This is a genomic window from Chryseobacterium sp. HMWF035, from assembly GCF_003094695.1.
GTDB lineage: Bacteria > Bacteroidota > Bacteroidia > Flavobacteriales > Weeksellaceae > Chryseobacterium > Chryseobacterium gambrini.
Genome location: NZ_QEHP01000015.1, coordinates 54,248 through 73,624 on the forward strand (window position 1 = coordinate 54,248; position 19,377 = coordinate 73,624).

A 19,377-nucleotide genomic window follows, 5' to 3' on the forward strand; every position below is an offset into this window, starting at 1 on the left:
ATTTAGGTTAAAATGATTATTAAAAATTAAATTTTTACAAATGAAAAAGCAATTAACATATATAGCTGCAGCATTTTTCTTCGCAGGAATGGTTTCAGCACAAAAGATAGATCTTAATGCAATGCCAAAACCGGGACCTACTCCTGCCATTAACATTGCAAAGCCAAAAACTTTCCAGCTGAGCAACGGACTTACGGTAATGGTGGTGGAAAACAATAAACTTCCAAGAGTAAGCGCAAGTCTTAGCATGGACAGAGCGCCTTATTATGAAGGAAGTGTAGCAGGCGTAAGCGAAATCATGGCGGAACAGTTCGAAAACGGAACCACCAACATGAGCAAGGATGAATTCAACAAAAAAGTGGATTATCTTGGAGCGAACTTAAACTTTTCTTCTAACGGAGCTGCGGCAAATTCCCTTTCAAAATATTTTCCTCAGGTATTGAGCTTAATGGCAGATGCGATCATTAATCCAAAATTTTCTGCTGAAGAGATCCAGAATTCTAAAGACAGAGCGATTGAAGGATTAAAATCTGAAGAGAAAAATGCGTCTTCGATTGCTTCAAAGGTTTCTAACGCTTTAATGTATGGTAAAAATACATCAAGAGGAGAATTTGAAACAGTAGAATCAATCAACAAAATCCAATTGGCTGATGTACAGAATACGTACAAAAAATATTACGCTCCGGACAATGCTTATCTGGTAATCGTTGGAGACGTAAAATTCGATCAGGTAAAACCAATGGTTGAAAAAGCATTCAGCGGATGGAAAAAAGCAAATACTCCGGTTTCTCCTTTAGAACCAGCTTCTAATGTTGCCAAAACGGAAATTAACGTAGTGGATGTTCCTTCTGCAGTACAGTCTGTGGTTTCTTTGAACAACCTGAACACGCTGAAAATGAAAGATCCGAACTACTTCCCTGCAACCATTGCAAACTATATTCTTGGAGGTGGCGGTGAAGCGAGACTTTTCATGAACCTTCGTGAGAAAAACGGATTTACATATGGCGCTTACTCTAATCTTAGCGCAAGCAAATATTCTCCGCAATTCTCGGCAAGTGCAAATGTAAGAAATGAAGTTACGGATAAAGCGGTAAAGGAATTCATGAATGAACTTAACGCGATTTCTACCGTAAAGCCTGAAGAACTTGCAAATGCAAAAGCAAAACTGAAAGGTTCTTTCATCATGTCTCTGGAGCAGCCTGCAACCATTGCAAGATTTGCTTTAAACCAGAAAGTACAGGATCTTCCTGATGATTTTTATACCAATTATCTGAAATCTATTGATAAGGTAACAGCCGCAGATGTTTCTAATGCTGTAAAATCTACCATTCTTCCTAACCAGAGCAGAATTTTCATTGCCGGAAAAGCATCTGACATTTCTGAAGGTCTGGAAAAATTAGGATATCCGGTAAAATATTTTGATAAAGAAGCAAATCCTGTAGCAAAACCAACAACACAGAAAGTGGATGCCGGAGTTACTGTTGCTTCTATTGCAGATAAATACATTAACGCTATCGGAGGAAAAGCAAACATCGATAAAGTTTCTTCTTACACGGTAAATGCTTCCATGTCTATGCAGGGACAGAATATCGACCTTAAAATGATGAAGGCAAAAGGTGGAAAAGAGCTTACTATGGTTACTGCAATGGGACAGACTGTTCAGAAGCAGGTATTTGACGGTAAGACTGGTTATTCTGAGCAAATGGGGAATAAAGTGGATATGAAGCCTGAGCAAATTGCTGAAAAGCTTAAAAATACTGAACTTTTCCCTGAGGTTGGTTTTGCAAAATCTGCTGACTACAAGCTTGCAGGAATTGAAAAAATCGGCGGTGAAGATTCTTATGTTGTAAAAAATGGAGATACTACTTATTATTACAGCGTAAAAACAGGTCTTAAAACCGGAGAAACAAAAACAGTAAAAGCAATGGGACAGACAATGACTGTTCCTACAACATACTCAGATTACAAAGATGTGGCAGGCGTAAAAATGCCTTACACCATTACGGTAAGCCAAATGGGAATGGACATGACGATGAACGTAAAATCTTACGAAGTGAATCAGGCTAAAGATTCTGATTTTAAATAAAACATCCTGTTTTTACAGAAAAAACGGCAACAGTTGTTGCCGTTTTTTATTTTTGTTAACATTTATAATATCTTTCTTTGTCATTCGGTAAAAAAAGATTAAATTTGCCCATTCAAAAAGATATCAAATTAATGGATTCTATATTTATACTATTGATGGTTCTTATTATGATCGCCAGTATTTTACTGGTTATCATCGTTATGGCTCAAAATCCTAAAGGAGGAGGTCTTTCCAGTACTTTCGGAGGAGCATCTTCTGCTCAGTTTGGAGTACAGAGAACCAACGACTTTATGGAAAAAGCAACATGGACTTTAGGAGGAACAATTATTGTTCTTATCCTTTTAAGCGTTGTAATTACAGGTAAACCTTCAGCAACAGCTCCGGTTCAGACGCCTGCAAAAAAAGAAGCTCCGGCTAAGCAGTCTTCTGCTCCTGCTTCAGCAACAACTCCGGTTCAGACTCCTGCACCAACGAAGTAAGCAAATCTTATTTTTACATATAAAAAGCAACTCTGTCGAGTTGCTTTTTTGTTTTTATGATAAACTGATTTAAGTTTAATTAGTTCTGAAAGAATTCCAGTAATCATTCTGATCTTCTCCAAAAAGACAGTCTATAAAAGAATCCAAAGACATCTTATATAAAATTTTCTGATCCATTTCTTTACAATCGGTTGCAAAAAATTCAGGATTGAGCTGAATATCTTCCCGATCAATCACCAGAATATTTTCAGGACAGTAAAAAGGATAATTTTTGATATCCGAATTCGTGGTAATTAATTTTCTTCCCGAGGCCAATACCTCAAAGGTTCTTATTGTTAAGCCATTCTGGAAAGGTTTATTAATATCCAGCACAGATTTTGTTTTTTTGTAAAAATCGATGATCTGATGGTGATTCAGCTTATCAAAACTTACTTTTGTAATGTCAAACTGCTTCAGGTTTTTATCAATCATCTTTTTCAGTCGGAATGCGATTCTTCCCATTGCATAGTAATAAAAGTAAGATTTCAGATTCAGCCGATCTGCCATTACTCTGATCTTTTCTCCTACAATATAACGATCCGTATGAGCGCTTCCGATAAAAACAATGTCATATTCCGGTTTTTGAGAATACTGTTGTAAACTTTTATATTCATCAACATAAAACAAAGGTCTGAAGCTTATGTTATATTTTACCGAATCATTGTATTCAAACGTAAACTTTTTGTCGAAATATTTAAGATTTTCAATCAGATTGGGATATTCCGTCAATGGATCAAAATTATAGTAAATCATTTCCATTCCGGGATTATCATTCTTTATTTTTTCAAGAAAAAAAACAGGAATGGCTTCTCCTTTTATCAGGAAGAAATAATCGTATTTTTTGCCTTTAATTTCGTCAAGAATCCGGTTATAATAATTGTTTATTTTAAGATGGTAGAATCTTTTATTAAGACGGATAATACCCTTCGAAAAATTGGAATTGGAAGGTCTTTCATCATAAAAATCCACTTCAGCGCCCAGTTCAGAAAGTCTTTTTGCTATGGCTCTTTCATATTTAAAAAAACTAACCGACAGAAAAAGTATTTTTTTGTCTTTTAAACTGATCATTTTAAAAGTCCTTTTACTTTCATTTCTTCCAGAGATTCTTTGAACTTTACATCCTGAATATTCTGTTGCAGAACCCAATGGGTAAACTTAGACATTCCTTCTTCAAAAGATATTTTTGGCTGAAAATTTAATTTTGATTTAATCTTGCTGATGTCTGCAAAATTATGTCTGATGTCTCCCAGACGAAACTGCCCGGAAACATTAATTTCAAAATCGACATTGTAAAATTTTCTGAAATTTTCCGCTACCGTAGTTACTGCGGTAGAAACCCCTGTTCCCACGTTGAAAACTTCGCCGTTCGCTGCATCATTTTCAATACAACGAATTGTTGCTTCTACGGCATCATCCACATGAATGAAATCTCTGGATTCGTTTCCGTCTTCAAAAACATTAATATCGTTTCCGTTAAGAATCTGGGACGAAAAAATAGATAAAATTCCTGTGTAAGGATTTAGAAGAGACTGTCCTTCTCCGTAAACATTCTGAAACCTCAGCGCAACCGGAGCAACTCCCATGGAAGAACAGGCAGTCATTACCATCTGTTCCTGTGTATATTTTGTAATTCCGTAGATAGAAGTCGGATGTATTTTAGACTCTTCGTCCGTTGGCAAAGCGCGAAGAATCTGCCCGTCGGGATAAATAATTTCGAAATTTCCTTTTCGCATCTCTTCTACGTTTCTGGGTCTGGGATAAATCAGTCCCAATTCGGGATGAAGATATTTTCCTTCTCCATAAACCGCTCTGGAAGAGGCGATAATCACTTTTTTTACCTGATGGGGTTTATTTACGAGAATATCCAGCATTTTTGCCGTTCCGGAAACATTCACCTCCGTATATTTTTCGATTTGGTACATGGATTGTCCGGTACCGGTCTCTGCCGCAAAGTGTACAATAACATCCTGCCCTTCAATCGCTTTTTCCCAGTCTTCAAAATGAGCAACATCTCCTTTAATGAAATTTACATTCCCTAAAATATTTCTGTACAAAGGGGAATCCTCATCAGGATTTTCTCCGTGAATCTGAGAAGAAAGATTATCCAGAACCGTAACTTCATACCCCTTCTTCTTAAGTTCTAAAGACAACTTACTTCCAATAAATCCGGCTCCTCCTGTGATGAGTATTTTCATTTGATACTTGTGAAATGTTTATTTTGTTCTGTTTAAATTATAATAAAAAGTCCGAAGGAGCAAAAGTAAATATTTTGCTTTATAAAAAAGCTTAAATGTGGTATATTGAATAAAGTTTATTTCTTTTAAATCATACATTTCCTTCAGATTCTTTTTAAAACCTTTTGCCATTTCGGGAAGATTTGCAGACAAACCCGAAACCCCGAAACTTCTTTTTCCTTTGCCTACCAGAACCAGACTTTCATTCAGAATGTACATTTTATTTTTCAGGGAAACCTTCATCCAGTAGTTTACATCTTCCGCATATCGTTGGTCTGCATCAAAATATCCTGTATTTTCCAGAACTTTTTTTCGGAACATTACCGTTGAAGGCTGTGCTTCGTTTCTTATCAAAAGCTTTTTAAAGGTAATTTCTGCAAGACCATTTTTTATACGGTACGGAAAAAGAATTTTATTGTTATTTCTCGCCGTGGCAAGAAAATCTATTTTCAGATTACTATTTTCAAAATACTGTATCTGTTTTTCCGTTTTCGTGGAATCCCATTCGTCATCGGCATCCAGCAAAGCAATATAATCTCCTTTTGCAATTCTTAAACCTGTATTTCTTGCACTCGAAACCCCACCGTTTTTTTGATGTAATAAAGTTATATTAAGCTGAGAATGATCTTTAATGTAAGCTGTAACCTTAGAAGCACTCTCGTCTGTGGAACCGTCATTCACAATGATAATTTCAAATTTCTCCAGTGGAAAAGTCTGATTTTTCACAGAATCCAAAGCAGAAACAATGGATTGTGCAGCATTAAACATAGGAATAATTACGGAAACCATCTATACTTTTATATTATTTTTAAAAATGCTCAAAATTAAAGCAGTCATTACAAACGGCATCGACATATTGAAAAAACTGATATCAAAATATGAATTAACGATCATATTTTCATAGCCATATTCTGCGAAAAACATCGCAAACGGTACAAAAACACAGATAAACAGTAAAACTCCTGACCAAAACAGAGTTTCATAAAAAGATTTTACTTTAAATGAAAGTATACAGCCTGCAACAATATAGGAAATACTTAATATCAAAGGTTGTTTTGCTCCCTGAATAGCAAAAGGATTATGCTTCAAAAAAACATTAAAATCTGGTGCGTTTTGAAAGAAAATATAACAGACCGCAATCACTGTAACTAAAAAAACAGCCGTAAAGCGCAGTTTTTCTTTTATTGAAAAATCAACAAACTTTTTAAACAATAAAATCGTCAGCGGAATAACTACGGAAAGCCTCGTGAGTAAAATTAAAGCGGATAAAAACGATACAACCGCAGAATTTATCTTTTTCTCTTTGATGAATTTTTCCCAAATTAAATAAACCAATCCTACAATGATAATAAAATTGGAAAACAAATCACTTTTAACATATATTTCCCACAAATAACTTGGCGAAAGGAAAAGCAATACCAATACAGCCAGTCTCTGCCTGTAATCCGGAAAAATTTTAAAAATTAAATAAGCAAAAAGCAGGAAAGAAAAAGACTGCAGATAACCTACACTTCCGAAAAGCAGGTAAAAAGGCATCCCAAAAACAATAAGAACCGGCAGATTGGAAGATTCTCTTCCCATATGATCCGGAATATGGTAAGGATACTGCCCATTGAAAACAGCCTTAATTCCTACTTCCATTGCCGACCAGCGATCAACATTCAGCGTATTTCCATCCACTTTGTAATTTAGATAAATACTGATGAGAAAAAAGAAAAATATTCCCAAGAAAAAAGCCGTTTTATAAAAAAATTCCTTCACACGAATTTTCAGATAAAAGAAACCCAATCCTAAAAATACAACAAGATATCCTGCCAAAAGCGGGATGTTATACTGTTCTCCGTATTTAATGATAAAAAGAGAATTTACAGCAAGATAAATACAGGCTAAACTGTAAGTCTTTAATTTTTCTGATATGGGATTATTTGAATAAGCAGTTTCCATGAAGTATTTTTCTTTCAATTTTTAAGAATTTCCTTCATTATAAGGCAGCCTGTTCATAATCGATCTTCCCAGAGAAATTTCATCTGCGTATTCCAGCTCATCTCCTACAGAAATCCCCCTCGCAATGCTGGAAAAGTTTACCTCAAAATTTTTAAACTTTTTATAAATATAATACGCTGTGGTATCACCTTCCATCGTTGCGCTTAAAGCAAAAATAAACTCCTTCACCTTTCCGTCATTCAATTTTTTTTCGATGCTCGGAATGTTCAGCTGATTGGGTCCTACTCCTTCCATCGGAGAGATTTTACCCCCCAGAATTAAATATTTCCCTGTGTATTTTCCCGTATTCTCAATAGCAATTACATCGCGTACATCTTCCACAATACAGATCACCTCATCATTTCGCTTCTCGTTGCTGCAAATCTCACAAATTTCAAAATCTGAAAAATTGTGACATTCTTTGCAGTATTTTATTTCGTTCACGAGATTAATGAGGGAATTTCCAAGACTTGTTGCTCTGGAATTGGGCTGTTTCAATAAATGTAATGCCAAACGCAAAGCCGTTTTTCTTCCGATACCGGGTAATCCGGCAATTTCATCCACTGCTTTCGCTAAAACTTTACTCGGGTAATCCATAGAACAAAAATAATGATAATTGTTGACAGTTTACTACCTGTTGTTTTTATGTTAAGAGCCTAAAAATAAATTTTAATTCTTTTTAATAATCATCCTTTTCCACAGTTCCGTTTTCTAAGCTCAGATTAAAAACCTTATATTTGATCATCCAAATATTAACTTAAAAAAATAAAACTCAATGGTTCTTAACAATTTAAACTATCCACTGGATTTTAAATTTAAAATTTCAACACTGGCAAGTGATTTCAATATTACAGACAAAAACGGAAATTACGTCGCTTATGTTCGTCAGAAAATGTTCAAACTGAAAGAAGACGTTATCATTTTTAATGATGAAAGCAAGTCTAAAGAACTTTTCAGAATCAAAGCCGATCGATGGCTTGATTTTAATGCCTCTTATTCTTTAACTGAAATAGCGACAGGAAGAAGCTTTGGAAGACTTGCGAGAAAAGGGATGCGTTCTTTCTGGAAATCGACTTACAACGTTCTGGACAGTAACGATAAAGAGAGATTTACCATCACAGAAGACAACGCATGGACAAAGTTTCTGGACGGAATGGTGAGCGAAATCCCTGTGATCGGAATGTTTACCGGATATTTCTTAAATCCTTCCTACACCGTAGCCGGAATAGATGGAAAAGCTTATTTTAAACTGAAAAAGATGCCGTCTTTCTTCGGAAGAAGATTTCAATTGGACAGACTGGTTGATATTGATGACGAAGAAGAAAGCCTGGTCATTCTTTCATTGCTTATGATGACGCTGCTTGAAAGAGCGAGAGGATAGCCTCAGAATTTCCGCAGTTTTCAATCTATGAAAATATCTTTTGATTTAGATGATACCATTATTTCCAACAAAAGATTTCCTTTAGAAAAAGAGACTTTTTGGGCTAAAATTATCGGATGCGAAAGGATTCGATCCGGAACAGTTGCATTGTTTAAAGCATTAAGAGACAGAAAACATACAATTTATATTTATACGACTTCTTACAGGAGTACCTTAAAAATTAAGCTGATGTTTCTATCTTACAGCATTCCGGTTGATTTTATCATCAATCAGCAATTGCACGACAGAAAAGTAAAAAAGAAAGGCAAAAATGTCTCTAAATTTCCTCCGGAATTTGGCATTAATATTCATATTGATGATTCTGCCGGAATTGAAATGGAAGGAAAAAAATTCGGATTTAAAACCATCATCATTTCACCGGATGAAGGAGACTGGAGCAATATCATTCTGAAAAAAATTGATGAATTCGGAATGATATATGAATGATTTTAAACGGTCAAACTTTATCAGAAAAATCAATAAATTAAATTTTTCATACCTTTAAGTTTCGAAAATTTTTAGGTTAAATTAAATAATACACGATGAAATATGTAATCATTTTCTTTTCAGCTTTCCTTCTGGTTGCCTGCAAAAAGGATAAAGAAACAGTTTCCGATTCGGCAAAAAAAGATTCTGTAACGGTCGTTCAGGATTCTGTAAAAACAGATGCCCAGAAAACAGGCATTGTTGTTGATCCATTTCCTTTTCCAAAAGAAATTAAGGAATGTTCATGCTATTTTGCGAAAAGCAAGTCGGATTTTGAAAACGAAAAATACATTTATGCAGATGATGCCGGAAAAACAGCCTACATGAAGCTGGACGGAAAAAGACTCGCCATGAATCTGATCTCTTCAAGTGATATGGAAGTAGACGAAGAACTGAGCAAAGAAATTGAAAGCGACGATTATAAAATCTCGGTAAAAGGTAAAAAAATAAAAGGAGAAGAAGCTTTACTTTTTGAAGGTACGCTTACGATTGAAAAACCGGACGGAACGGTTGTTACCCTACCTGTTTACGGAGAATGCGGATGCTGAAAATACATTTAAAACAATAAAAAAGAATGCTTCTGAATGATCGGAAGCATTTTTTATTTCGTAATTTTGATAAAAATAAATTTCATGGAGCTATCTAATATAGAACCGCAGATTATCTGGAAAAATTTCTCCAAATTAAATGCGGTTCCGAGACCCTCAAAAAAAGAAGAAAAAGTAATTGCGTTCATCAGAGAATTTGGTGAAAACTTAGGATTGGAAACTACTGTTGATGAAGTAGGAAATGTAATCATCAAAAAACCGGCAACAGCAGGAATGGAAAACCGCAAATCTGTGGTCCTGCAATCGCATCTGGATATGGTTTGCCAAAAAAACAATGATGTAAATTTTGATTTTGAAACAGAAGGAATCAAAATGGAAATCGATGGAGACTGGGTAAAAGCAAAAGGAACCACTCTGGGAGCCGACAATGGCTTAGGAGTAGCAACAATCATGTCTATTCTGGAAAGTTCAGATATTCCGCACCCTGCTTTGGAAGCTCTTTTTACCATTGATGAAGAAACAGGAATGACAGGAGCTTTAGGTCTTAAACCGGGACAGTTAACCGGAGATATCCTTCTGAATCTTGATACCGAAGAAGACGATGAAATTGATATCGGCTGCGCCGGAGGAATTGATGTAACGATCTCCCAAACCTATGAAACTGAAGCGGCAAACGGACAAATCGTGAGATTTGAAGTAAAAGGTTTGCAAGGAGGGCATTCCGGAATGGATATTCACAAAGGCTTCGGAAATGCAAATGTTATTTTGGGAAGACTTCTCTATAAGGCTTTGGAAAAAGAAAACATTCAGCTGATTTCTATTGACGGAGGCGGATTGAGAAATGCCATCCCGAGAGAAGCCGTTGCTGTTGCTTCCGTAAGAAATGCTCAGGAATTTATCGAAGAAGTGACGAACGGACTTAAAAAAGAAATTTTAGACGAGTTTGCAGGCATTGAAGCCGGTCTTCAGATCAATATCGAAAACACGACAACTTCAGAGAAAGCGATTTCGGAAGCAGATTCCAGAAAGATTATTTTAACATTGAAATCTCTTCATAACGGAGTGTACAGAATGAGTCCGGATGTAAAAGATCTGGTAGAATCTTCCAATAACGTCGCAAGAGTTGAATTAAAACACGGTGCATTAAAAATTTTAAACCTTTCCAGATCATCCGTAGAATCATCTAAAGATTCAGTGGCTGAACAGTTAAAATCGGTTGCTGAACTTGCCGGAATGAATACCGTTTTCAGCGGTTCTTATCCGGGATGGAAACCAAAACCGGGTTCTGAAATCGTTCAATTGATGGAAAAAATCTACGTGGAGAAATTCACTGAAAAACCTCACGTGGTAGCCTGTCACGCAGGTCTGGAATGCGGAATCATCGGAGCCAATTATCCTGAAATGGAAATGGTAAGTTTCGGACCGACTATTCGCGGCGCACACTCTCCGGATGAAAAGGCAAATATTCCTTCGGCACAGAAATTCTGGAGTTTTCTGAAAGATATTTTAGCCAACATTCCTCAGAAATAAAATTGTAAAATTGCTATATTGAATATCCAAAGTCTTTTTGATTTTGGATATTTTTTGTTCCTAATCTTTCTCAATTGTTATCAAAAAGTTATACATTTGAATAAACAATCCAAAGTATGAACACACAGACACTCAATGAAAAACTTGAATTAATTCAATGGCTGTCAACATTGGAGGATGCTTCTGTTATCAAAAAACTGATTCAATTCAGGAAAGAGGAGACTAAAGACTGGTGGAGTTTAATTTCGGAAGAAGAAAAAAAATCAATTGAAAAAGGAATTTCTGAAGCGGATAATAATGAACTAAAATCTCATTCTGAAGCCAGAAAGTTATATGGAAAATGGTTATAATATTCTCTGGACCCCAAATGCTTTAGAGGAATTAGAACAGACAATAGAATATCTTCAACTTCATTTTACGGATAAAGAAATTAAAAAGCTTGTTCAAAAAATTGAAAGTTTAATTGAAATTATATCTCAAAACCCTTTCATATTTCCCATATCCGAAAGCAAAAACATTCACAAACTGGTTATTCTGGAATTTAACAGCATGTATTACCGCGTAAACAATGGCAGCGTGGAAATTTTATCATTCTTTTCAAACAGACAGTCCCCTCAAAAAAGAAAAATTTAATTCAGTTTTTTTAAATGTTAATCATGAAAAGCATCACCGTATTCTGCGGATCCAGCTTCGGTTCTGCATCTATTTACAAAGAACAGGCAGCTTTGCTTGGTGAAACTCTGGCAAAACAAAAAATTCAGCTTATTTACGGCGGCGCAGATGTTGGTTTAATGGGCGCTCTTGCAGACGGAGCACTGAATGAAGGCGGAAAAGTAACCGGCGTCCTTCCCCGCTTTTTACAGTCCAAAGAAATTGCTCACAAACAATTGACAGAATTAATTCTGGTGGAAACCATGCATGAGCGAAAAACCAAAATGAATGAACTTTGCGACGGCGTTATTGTTCTTCCGGGAGGTTACGGAACAATGGAAGAATTTTTTGAAATGATAACCTGGGCGCAACTGGGACTTCATAAAAAACCGATTGGAATTTTAAACATCAACGGATTTTATGACGATCTGATCAGACTTGTGGAAACAATGGTGGAAAAAGGATTTTTAAAGCAGATTAACCGTGAGATGCTTTTAATCTGTGAAAATATTGAAGAATTACTGGAAATGATGAAAAATTATCAGGCTCCGAATGTTGGAAAATGGATTTCGAGGGAGGAAGTTTAGTATATTTACATTACAGACTTTTAATTGTCAAAAAAAATACAGCCATGAAAAATATATTTCTTTCAGCAGGATTATTTTTAAGTCAAATAATATCCGCACAGTACAATTATCCTGCAACTCCTGAAAAAGCGGTGGTGGATGATTATTTTGGTAAAAAAATCACAGATCATTACAGATGGCTGGAAGACATCAAAAATCCTGAAGTAAAAAAATGGTTCAAATCTCAGTCTGATTTCAGCCATACCGTGATTGATAAAATTCCGCACCGTGAAGATCTTTACAGACGCATGAAAGAAGTACAGGAAATGAACGGTGATTCTTTCGACGTCATCTATCAAAGAGGAAACACCTATTTCTACACAAAGACTAAAAAAAGCGAAAATCTTTCTAAGCTTTATTCAAGAGATCTTGCAACAGGAAAAGAATCGCTGATTTTTGATCCTGAAACGCTTGGCAAAAATACACAAATCACCAATTTTGTACTTGACTCGAAAGCGGGGAAAATTGCCATTTTACTGTCAAAAGCAGGTGGGGAAATCTGCAACTTAAGAATTTTTGATCTTGCCACCAAGAAATTTTTAAAGGATGAAATCGGTCCTATCTGGAGTGAATTTGCTTTTGAATTTACTCCCGACGATAAGGCTCTTCTTTATACAAAAATGAGTACCGCAGATCCAAGCAGCAATATGCTTCTAAAAGACATGAAAGCAATGCTTCATGTGATTGGAACCGACACAAAAGCTGACAAGGTATTAGCATCCAGAGAAGATTACTCGGAACTGAATGCTTTAACAGAGCAATTTCCCTCAATTTATTTTACCGATGACTATAAAAATATTGTTTTAAGATTAAGTTCTGTAAAATCTGAAAGTCCGATTTTTGTTGCACCTTTTTCTGAATTAAAAAATAAAAAAATAAACTGGAAGCAAATCGTAAAACCATCAGACGATATTACTGATGTATTTATTTCCGGCGACAAATTATTTCTGCTGACTCATAAAGATGCACCTAATTATAAAATCACTCTCACAAGCTTATCCAATCCTGTCCCTGATAAAGCCACCACAGTAGTTGCGGAAAACAAGGATAAAGTAATCATAAGTATTCATAATTCTAAAAACTATCTTTATTACTCTTTAGGAGACGGTATTGTAAGAGATAAATATCAGGTCAATATCAATACGCTTGCCGGAAAAAAAATTGATTTTCCAACCGGAGTTAACAGTTCATTATCTCTCAACCAAAGAGAAAATGACAACATATTCTGTAACAACGTTAACTGGCTGACTCCACTAACGACCTACGAATACAACCCTGAAAAAGGAGATATCGTAAAAAGTAAATACCTTAATTCAGAAACAAAATATCCGGATTACAGCACACTTTATAACGTAAAAGAGGTGGAAGTAAAAAGCCACGACGGCGTTATGGTTCCGCTATCTGTTATTTATCCTAAAAATATAAAAATGGATGGCAGTAATCCTGCTTATATTACAGGTTATGGCGGTTATGGATTTTCATATGAGCCCCGTTTCTCAACAAGACTTTCCGTACTTTTGGAACAGGGTGTCGTATTGGCAATAGCCCACGTAAGAGGAGGAGGTGAAAAAGGTGAAAACTGGCATAAAGACGGTATGAAAGCAAAAAAACCGAATACATGGAAAGATTTTATTGCATGTTCGGAATACCTGATCTCCCAAAAATATACTTCATCTTCAAAACTCATAGGAAATGGCGTAAGTATGGGCGGAGTACTTATTGGAAGAGCCATAACGGAAAGACCTGATCTGTATGCTGTAGCTATAGCAGAAGTAGGAATGACCAATGCCTTACGTTCTGAGATTACCCCTAATGGTCCCAATCAGATTCCGGAAATAGGAACTTTAAAAAATGAAGAAGATACCAAAAACCTTATTGAAATGGATGCCCAGAGTAAAGTAAAAGAGGGAGTAAAGTATCCCGCTGTAATTATCCGCACTGGAATGAACGACTCCAGAGTTGAACCTTGGGAGCCGGGAAAATTTGCTGCCATACTGCAAAAAGATTCCGCCTCAAAAAAACCTGTTTTGCTGTATGTAAACTATGAAAACGGACATTTCACAAGTGATTTCGATGTTATTTTTAAAGAGTACGCCGATATTTATTCATTTGCTTTGTGGCAGGTGGGACATCCAAAATTTCAGCCTGTAAAATAATAGAAACAAAGCCTCCCGAAGAAAATCTTCGGGAGGCTTTTATTTTATGGTAAGTTAAAATCTTTTTAAGGATAAGGAGCGATCTCTACTTCCAGACCTTCCATTTCAGGAACGATATGCAGTTGACAGCCCAGTCTGCTGTTTTCCTGTACATGGAATGCTTCACCCAACATGGCATCTTCTTCTGCGCCCATTTCATCAAGTCCCGGATCGTTGGTCACGTAAACCTGACACGAAGCACACATCGCCATTCCTCCGCAAACTCCGATGGTTCCTTCTTCCGCCAGTTCATAAGAACGGATGATTTCCATCAGATTCATAGACATATCCGTTGGTGCAACAACATCGTGCGTAACTCCTTCCCTATCGGTAATTTTTATATTAATATCGCTCATCTTTTGTTGATCGTTAATAGTTGATTGTTGATGTAATTGATATTCAACAACAGACAACAAAATTAGTCAATTTTTTTCACAACTGCCTTTTCAGCCTCTTTTCTGCTTCCGTCGAATCCGTCTACGCCGCTTACCGTTGTATATTTCAGAACGAATTTTTTACCTGGATTCAGTCTGTTGTAAACACTCTGACACATTAAAGTTGCTTCATGGAACCCGCAAAGAATCAGCTTTAATTTTCCCGGATAAGTATTGATATCCCCGATCGCGTAAATTCCGTCGATGTTCGTCTGATAATCCAAAGCATTGTTTACAACGATTGCATTTTTCTCGATATTCAGTCCCCAGTTTCCGATTTCTCCCAATTTTGGTGTTAAACCGAATAACGGAATAAAATAATCTGTTTCAATATCGTAAGGTTCCTGTCCGTCAATTGCCACTGTAATCGCTTCTACTTTTCCGTCACCTTTAATTGCTGTAACTTCTGCAGGAGTAATTAATTTAATTTTACCCTGATTTTTAAGATCCTGAACTTTTTCTACAGAATCCAGAGCGCCACGGAATTCGTTTCTTCTGTGGATCAACGTAACTTCACTCGCTACATTAGATAAGAAAATACTCCAGTCCAGTGCAGAATCTCCTCCTCCGGCAATCACTACTTTTTTATTTCTGAAATGTTCAGGTTCTTTTACGAAATACTCAAGACCTTTTTCTTCGTAATCGGCTACGTTTTCAATGGTAGGTTTTCTTGGCTCGAAAGTTCCTAAACCTCCTGCAATAGCAATCGCTTTCGCTCTGTGAACCGTTCCTTTGTTCGTAATGACTTCAAACCATTCGTCATCCACTTTTGTGTAAGAAACTGCGGTCTCTCCCAAAGTGAATCCCGGCTGAAACTGCTTGATTTGCTCCATTAAATTATCCACAAGCTCTCCCGCATTTACAGAAGGATATCCCGGAATATCGAAAATAGGCTTTTTAGGATAAAGCTCAGCCAACTGTCCTCCCGGTTGAGGAAGTGCATCAATAATATGGCACTTCATTTTTAATAAACCTGCTTCAAATACAGCAAAAAGTCCTGTGGGACCGGCTCCTATGATCAATATATCCGTCGTTATCATAATTATAAGATAATTTAATTATACTTGTGAGCGCAAATTTACTAATTTTAATGCGAAGCATATTTAATTCAGTCTAAATAAAAAACTGAGATTTGTCAAATATATTTCATATTTTAAAGTTATTGAATTTGGCAATGTTTTTGTAAAATTTTAATTATGAAGAAATTTTTAAGTGTTATTTCGATATTTATATTCATTCTGGGATTTGGACAGATTGATAATATTGCAGACGGAGAGTCTATTACGCTGAGAATCCATTACGGATTTCTGAATGCGGGTACCGCTAATCTTACGGCACAGAAAACCACGTTCAAAGGAGCTCCGCATCTTCATGTAAGAGGAACGGGACAGACAACGGGAGCAGTAAGAGCATTTTTTAAGGTAGAAGATTTTTATGAAAGCTACATCAATATGCAGACTGAACTTCCGAGCTTTTATGTAAGAAACGTGCGGGAAGGAAGCTACAGACAGCATCTGGAAACAACCTTCAACCACGACAACAATACATTGGTTTTAACGGACAAGAAAACGCCGGCAAACGGATCGAAAGTAATAAAATCTGTAAAAGGAGTTCAGGATATGCTTTCCTGCTTCTATTATTTAAGAAGTAAAACTGCCGCTGAACTGAAAACCGGAACAGTAATCAACATGAATGTATGGATTGATGATGAAATGTTTCCTTTTCAGCTAAAAGTGGTGGGAACTGAAAATCTGGATACCAAATTCGGGACAATTAACTGTTTAAAGATTATTCCGTCTGTGAAGAGCGGAAGGGTTTTTAAAGAGAAAGAAGGAGTAACGATGTGGGTTTCTAACGACGCCAATCATATTCCTATTTTATTGAAAGCTGAATTGGCAGTCGGATCATTAAAAGCAAGTATCGACGGATATAAAAATGTAAAATATCCTTTAAAGTTTACAAAATAAATTCATTGTAAATCATTAGAAATAAGGTTTCTGCAAATTTTGCAGACATTTTTTTGTTTTGTGATGTAATAGATTTCAGATTTCGGTTGTCTTCTTTAAAACATTAAGAACTGAACTATGAAAACTCAGATCCTGGCAATTTGCCTTACTTTATCTTCCATACTCACATTTTCTCAGAAAAAGGAAGATGCGCAGATTGTCAGAAAAAACATCGTCATCACAAAAACCTCATCATCTCCCAAAATAGACGGAATTCTGGATGATGCAGAATGGCGGAATGCTCCTGTTGCTACCGGTTTTATAGAAAGAGAGCCCAACAACGGAAAACTTCAGGCAGATTCTATCAGAACGGAAGTCAGAATTTTATATGATGATACAGGAATTTACTTCGGAGCCCAGATGTACGATCCTACTCCCCATAAAATTGCCAAAGAACTCACAGAAAGAGACGGCGTAGGAAATGATGATTTCTTCGGAGTTACTTTAAACGGGTACAACGACAAACAGCAGAGTCTGGAATTTATGGTAACCGCAGCCGGCGTTCAGTTTGATGCAAAAATAACGACGGACGGAGAAGATGACACTTGGAATTCCATCTGGTACAGCGGTGCAAAAATCAACGAAAAAGGATGGGCGGTAGAAATGAAAATCCCTTATTCTGAACTGAGATTTCCAAAAAGTAATGTTCAGGAATGGGGAATGAATATGTTCCGCAGGATTCAGCGGATCAAAGCTTCCTATGACTGGAATTTTGTGGATAACGCGAAAAATTCCTACACATTATTCGATGGTATTTTAAAAGGAATTGAAAACATCAATCCTCCTACCCGATTGTCTTTCACGCCTTATTTTTCCACGTACGTCAACAGTTTCGACGGAAAAACAACCGCTAATATCAACGGCGGAATGGACGTAAAATATGGTATTAATGATGCTTTTACCTTCGATATGACTCTGATTCCGGATTTCGGACAGGCAAATTTTGATAATTCGATTTTAAACTTAACCCCTTTTGAACAGCAGTTTTCCGAACAGAGAACATTCTTTACAGAAGGAACCGAATTATTCAGTAAAGGTGGAATGTTTTATTCAAGAAGAGTCGGCGGAGAACCTTCGAGATATCCTGCAACCAATGACAATGAAGAGGTAACGGAATATCCTTCAAAGGTAAAATTATTCAATGCTTTTAAAATTTCGGGAAGAACAAAAAAAGGATTGGGAATAGGTTTTTTTAACGGAATAACGCAAAAAATGGAAGCTACGATTTTAAACCATGAAACCGGGGAAGTGAGAAGAGAGGTTGTAGAACCGTGGACGAATTACAATGTTCTGGTTTTTGATCAGCGATTCAACGGAAATTCTTCTGTCTCTTTGGTGAATACCAACGTTACCCGAAACGGAGATTTCCGCGATGCCAATGCAACGGGAATTCTCTGGGATATCAACAACAAAAAAAATACTTACAATACTTTCGGAAGTTTAAAAGGAAGCTGGGTGATGGATGGTGAAACGAAATTCGGGACTAAAGGTGAGCTTGGTTTTGCAAAAATTTCAGGGAAAAACCGTTTTAATATCAACGGAAATGTCACTACAAAAGACTGGGACATCAACGATGTAGGATTTTCGACAAGAACGAATTTCGGAAATTACAACGCCTGGTACGGTTACAGAATTTTGCAGCCTACGAAAACGTTCAACAATATGTATCTGAATTTCAACCTGAATTATTTTCACAGACTGGAACCTTTTATTTTTCAGAATCTGATTTTTAATAACAATAATAGTTTTACGGATAAAAACTTCAGGGTTTTCGGGGGAGGAATAGAATTTACACCTTTTACCCAGAATGATATTTACGAGCCGAGAACTTTTGGGAGACATCTTCAGGTTCCTAAATATTTCGATTCGTGGATCTGGTTTGAAAGCGACAGCCGAAAGAAATTACAGCTTAATTTCAGTTTCGATTATTATGCGTATGATGAAAAAGGAAGAAATCAGGTTCTTACCAATTTTGGACTGCGCTACCGTTTTTCAGACAAATTTAATGTAAACTGGGGCTTTAATCCGAGTTTCAGCAATAATGAAACAGGTTTTGCCGGAAAAAACAGTGCTGATATTTTCATCGGAAGAAGGCAGAGAAATACCTACGAAAATGTGCTGACTTCAAAGTATACTTTTAACGAAAAAATGGCTCTTACATTAACATTCAGACATTATTTTTCGGATGTTACGTACAAACAGTTTTATACGCTGAATCAGGACGGAAGTCTTGCAGAAACGAATGCTTTTGACAAAAACCTGAACGGAACCTATAATGCATGGAATGTGGATCTGAGATTTTCGTGGTGGTTTGCTCCGGGAAGCCAGATTACTTTATTATACAGAAACGCAACTTCCAATTATCTTGAATTTTCGAGGCTGAATGTGAAGAAAAACTATGATATGCTTTTCAGTGAACCCACTGTAAATAATATTTCTCTAAAGTTAACGTACTTCATTGATTACAACAGGATAAAAAGCTGGACGAAGAAGAAAAGTTAACCGTTGAATTAGACTGATCTTTTTTTAAATCTAATAAAACTAATTTAAAAATTAACTGGAAACCGAAGGTTCAACAATGTCAAAAATCTCAAAAGACAATCATAAAGAATAAAGAAGTTTAACCATTCTGTAAATAGAACCGTAGTAAATTTTCAATA

General features: G+C 36.3%; 19 protein-coding genes. 12 read left to right on the forward strand and 7 right to left on the reverse strand.

The genetic code is table 11. The features are described 5' to 3' along the window. Nucleotides 1-40 precede the first annotated feature (40 nt). Together DD829_RS02705 and secG are read left to right on the forward strand one after the other, a co-directional pair. Entirely contained in the window at nt 41-2,086 is a 2,046-nt protein-coding gene (locus tag DD829_RS02705; RefSeq protein WP_108410488.1) for a M16 family metallopeptidase, read from the forward strand. 131 nt (nt 2,087-2,217) lie between these two features. Then, nucleotides 2,218-2,565, forward strand: coding sequence for a preprotein translocase subunit SecG (gene secG / locus DD829_RS02710; RefSeq protein WP_076395831.1), 348 nt, complete (start codon nt 2,218-2,220; stop codon nt 2,563-2,565). 75 nt (nt 2,566-2,640) lie between these two features. Here secG and DD829_RS02715 read toward each other — a convergent pair whose 3' ends face one another. The 5 genes from DD829_RS02715 to recR are packed head-to-tail and all read right to left on the reverse strand — an operon-like array spanning nt 2,641 to nt 7,418. After that, nucleotides 2,641-3,672, reverse strand: a complete 1,032-nt coding sequence (locus tag DD829_RS02715) for a lipopolysaccharide biosynthesis protein (RefSeq protein WP_108409999.1) — start codon at nt 3,670-3,672, stop codon at nt 2,641-2,643. Then, nucleotides 3,669-4,799 (reverse strand): NAD-dependent epimerase/dehydratase family protein, encoded by a 1,131-nt coding sequence (locus DD829_RS02720; RefSeq protein ID WP_108410000.1) that lies wholly within the window; start codon nt 4,797-4,799, stop codon nt 3,669-3,671. Before DD829_RS02720 ends, DD829_RS02715 begins: the two co-directional genes overlap by 4 nt. A gap of 18 nt (nt 4,800-4,817) precedes the next feature. Next, nucleotides 4,818-5,627: a glycosyltransferase family 2 protein gene (locus tag DD829_RS02725; protein ID WP_108410001.1), complete on the reverse strand. Its 810-nt coding sequence runs from the start codon at nt 5,625-5,627 to the stop codon at nt 4,818-4,820. Beyond that, nucleotides 5,628-6,800: a hypothetical protein gene (locus tag DD829_RS02730; protein ID WP_123906791.1), complete on the reverse strand. Its 1,173-nt coding sequence runs from the start codon at nt 6,798-6,800 to the stop codon at nt 5,628-5,630. It abuts the gene before it with no gap. Nucleotides 6,801-6,803: 3 nt separating this feature from the next. Continuing rightward, nucleotides 6,804-7,418, reverse strand: a complete 615-nt coding sequence (gene recR / locus DD829_RS02735) for a recombination mediator RecR (RefSeq protein WP_076395741.1) — start codon at nt 7,416-7,418, stop codon at nt 6,804-6,806. Between the two features lie 178 nt (nt 7,419-7,596). On the opposite strand from recR, the gene DD829_RS02740 reads away from it, so the two are divergent. The 8 genes from DD829_RS02740 to DD829_RS02775 all read left to right on the forward strand — a co-directional run bounded on the left by DD829_RS02740 (nt 7,597) and on the right by DD829_RS02775 (nt 14,238). Further along, nucleotides 7,597-8,202, forward strand: a complete 606-nt coding sequence (locus tag DD829_RS02740) for a hypothetical protein (protein WP_076395739.1) — start codon at nt 7,597-7,599, stop codon at nt 8,200-8,202. Nucleotides 8,203-8,229: 27 nt separating this feature from the next. Next, a complete protein-coding gene (locus DD829_RS02745) occupies nt 8,230-8,688 on the forward strand; it encodes a hypothetical protein (RefSeq protein WP_108408561.1) in 459 nt (152 codons plus the stop codon). 95 nt (nt 8,689-8,783) lie between these two features. Beyond that, nucleotides 8,784-9,275 carry a hypothetical protein gene (locus DD829_RS02750; RefSeq protein ID WP_076395735.1) on the forward strand — a complete coding sequence of 164 codons (492 nt, stop codon included), beginning with the start codon at nt 8,784-8,786 and terminating at the stop codon, nt 9,273-9,275. Nucleotides 9,276-9,359: 84 nt separating this feature from the next. After that, the gene (locus DD829_RS02755) at nt 9,360-10,805 is read left to right on the forward strand and encodes an aminoacyl-histidine dipeptidase (protein WP_108408564.1); all 1,446 of its coding nucleotides are present in this window, start codon (nt 9,360-9,362) and stop codon (nt 10,803-10,805) included. A 116-nt stretch (nt 10,806-10,921) separates the two neighbouring features. Next, nucleotides 10,922-11,155, forward strand: a complete 234-nt coding sequence (locus tag DD829_RS02760) for a hypothetical protein (protein ID WP_108408562.1) — start codon at nt 10,922-10,924, stop codon at nt 11,153-11,155. Further along, nucleotides 11,139-11,438, forward strand: a complete 300-nt coding sequence (locus DD829_RS02765; protein WP_108408563.1) for a type II toxin-antitoxin system RelE/ParE family toxin — start codon at nt 11,139-11,141, stop codon at nt 11,436-11,438. The genes DD829_RS02760 and DD829_RS02765 overlap by 17 nt, the downstream gene beginning before the upstream one ends. A 23-nt stretch (nt 11,439-11,461) precedes the next feature. Beyond that, nucleotides 11,462-12,043 carry a TIGR00730 family Rossman fold protein gene (locus tag DD829_RS02770; RefSeq protein WP_108408565.1) on the forward strand — a complete coding sequence of 194 codons (582 nt, stop codon included), beginning with the start codon at nt 11,462-11,464 and terminating at the stop codon, nt 12,041-12,043. A gap of 44 nt (nt 12,044-12,087) precedes the next feature. Continuing rightward, entirely contained in the window at nt 12,088-14,238 is a 2,151-nt protein-coding gene (locus tag DD829_RS02775) for a prolyl oligopeptidase family serine peptidase (RefSeq protein ID WP_116547503.1), read from the forward strand. 65 nt (nt 14,239-14,303) lie between these two features. Here DD829_RS02775 and DD829_RS02780 read toward each other — a convergent pair whose 3' ends face one another. Both DD829_RS02780 and DD829_RS02785 read right to left on the reverse strand, forming a co-directional pair. Next, on the reverse strand, nt 14,304-14,633 hold the full coding sequence (locus tag DD829_RS02780; RefSeq protein WP_087707626.1) for a 2Fe-2S iron-sulfur cluster-binding protein: 330 nt from the start codon (nt 14,631-14,633) through the stop codon (nt 14,304-14,306). Nucleotides 14,634-14,695: 62 nt separating this feature from the next. Next, nucleotides 14,696-15,751 (reverse strand): NAD(P)/FAD-dependent oxidoreductase, encoded by a 1,056-nt coding sequence (locus DD829_RS02785; RefSeq protein WP_108410176.1) that lies wholly within the window; start codon nt 15,749-15,751, stop codon nt 14,696-14,698. Nucleotides 15,752-15,907: 156 nt separating this feature from the next. Between DD829_RS02785 and DD829_RS02790 the strand changes: the two genes are divergently transcribed. Both DD829_RS02790 and DD829_RS02795 read left to right on the forward strand, forming a co-directional pair. Beyond that, complete coding sequence (locus DD829_RS02790) at nt 15,908-16,678, forward strand: DUF3108 domain-containing protein (protein ID WP_116547499.1); 771 nt, start codon at nt 15,908-15,910, stop codon at nt 16,676-16,678. A gap of 117 nt (nt 16,679-16,795) precedes the next feature. Further along, on the forward strand, nt 16,796-19,219 hold the full coding sequence (locus DD829_RS02795) for a DUF5916 domain-containing protein (RefSeq protein ID WP_108410983.1): 2,424 nt from the start codon (nt 16,796-16,798) through the stop codon (nt 19,217-19,219). Nucleotides 19,220-19,377 lie beyond the last annotated feature (158 nt).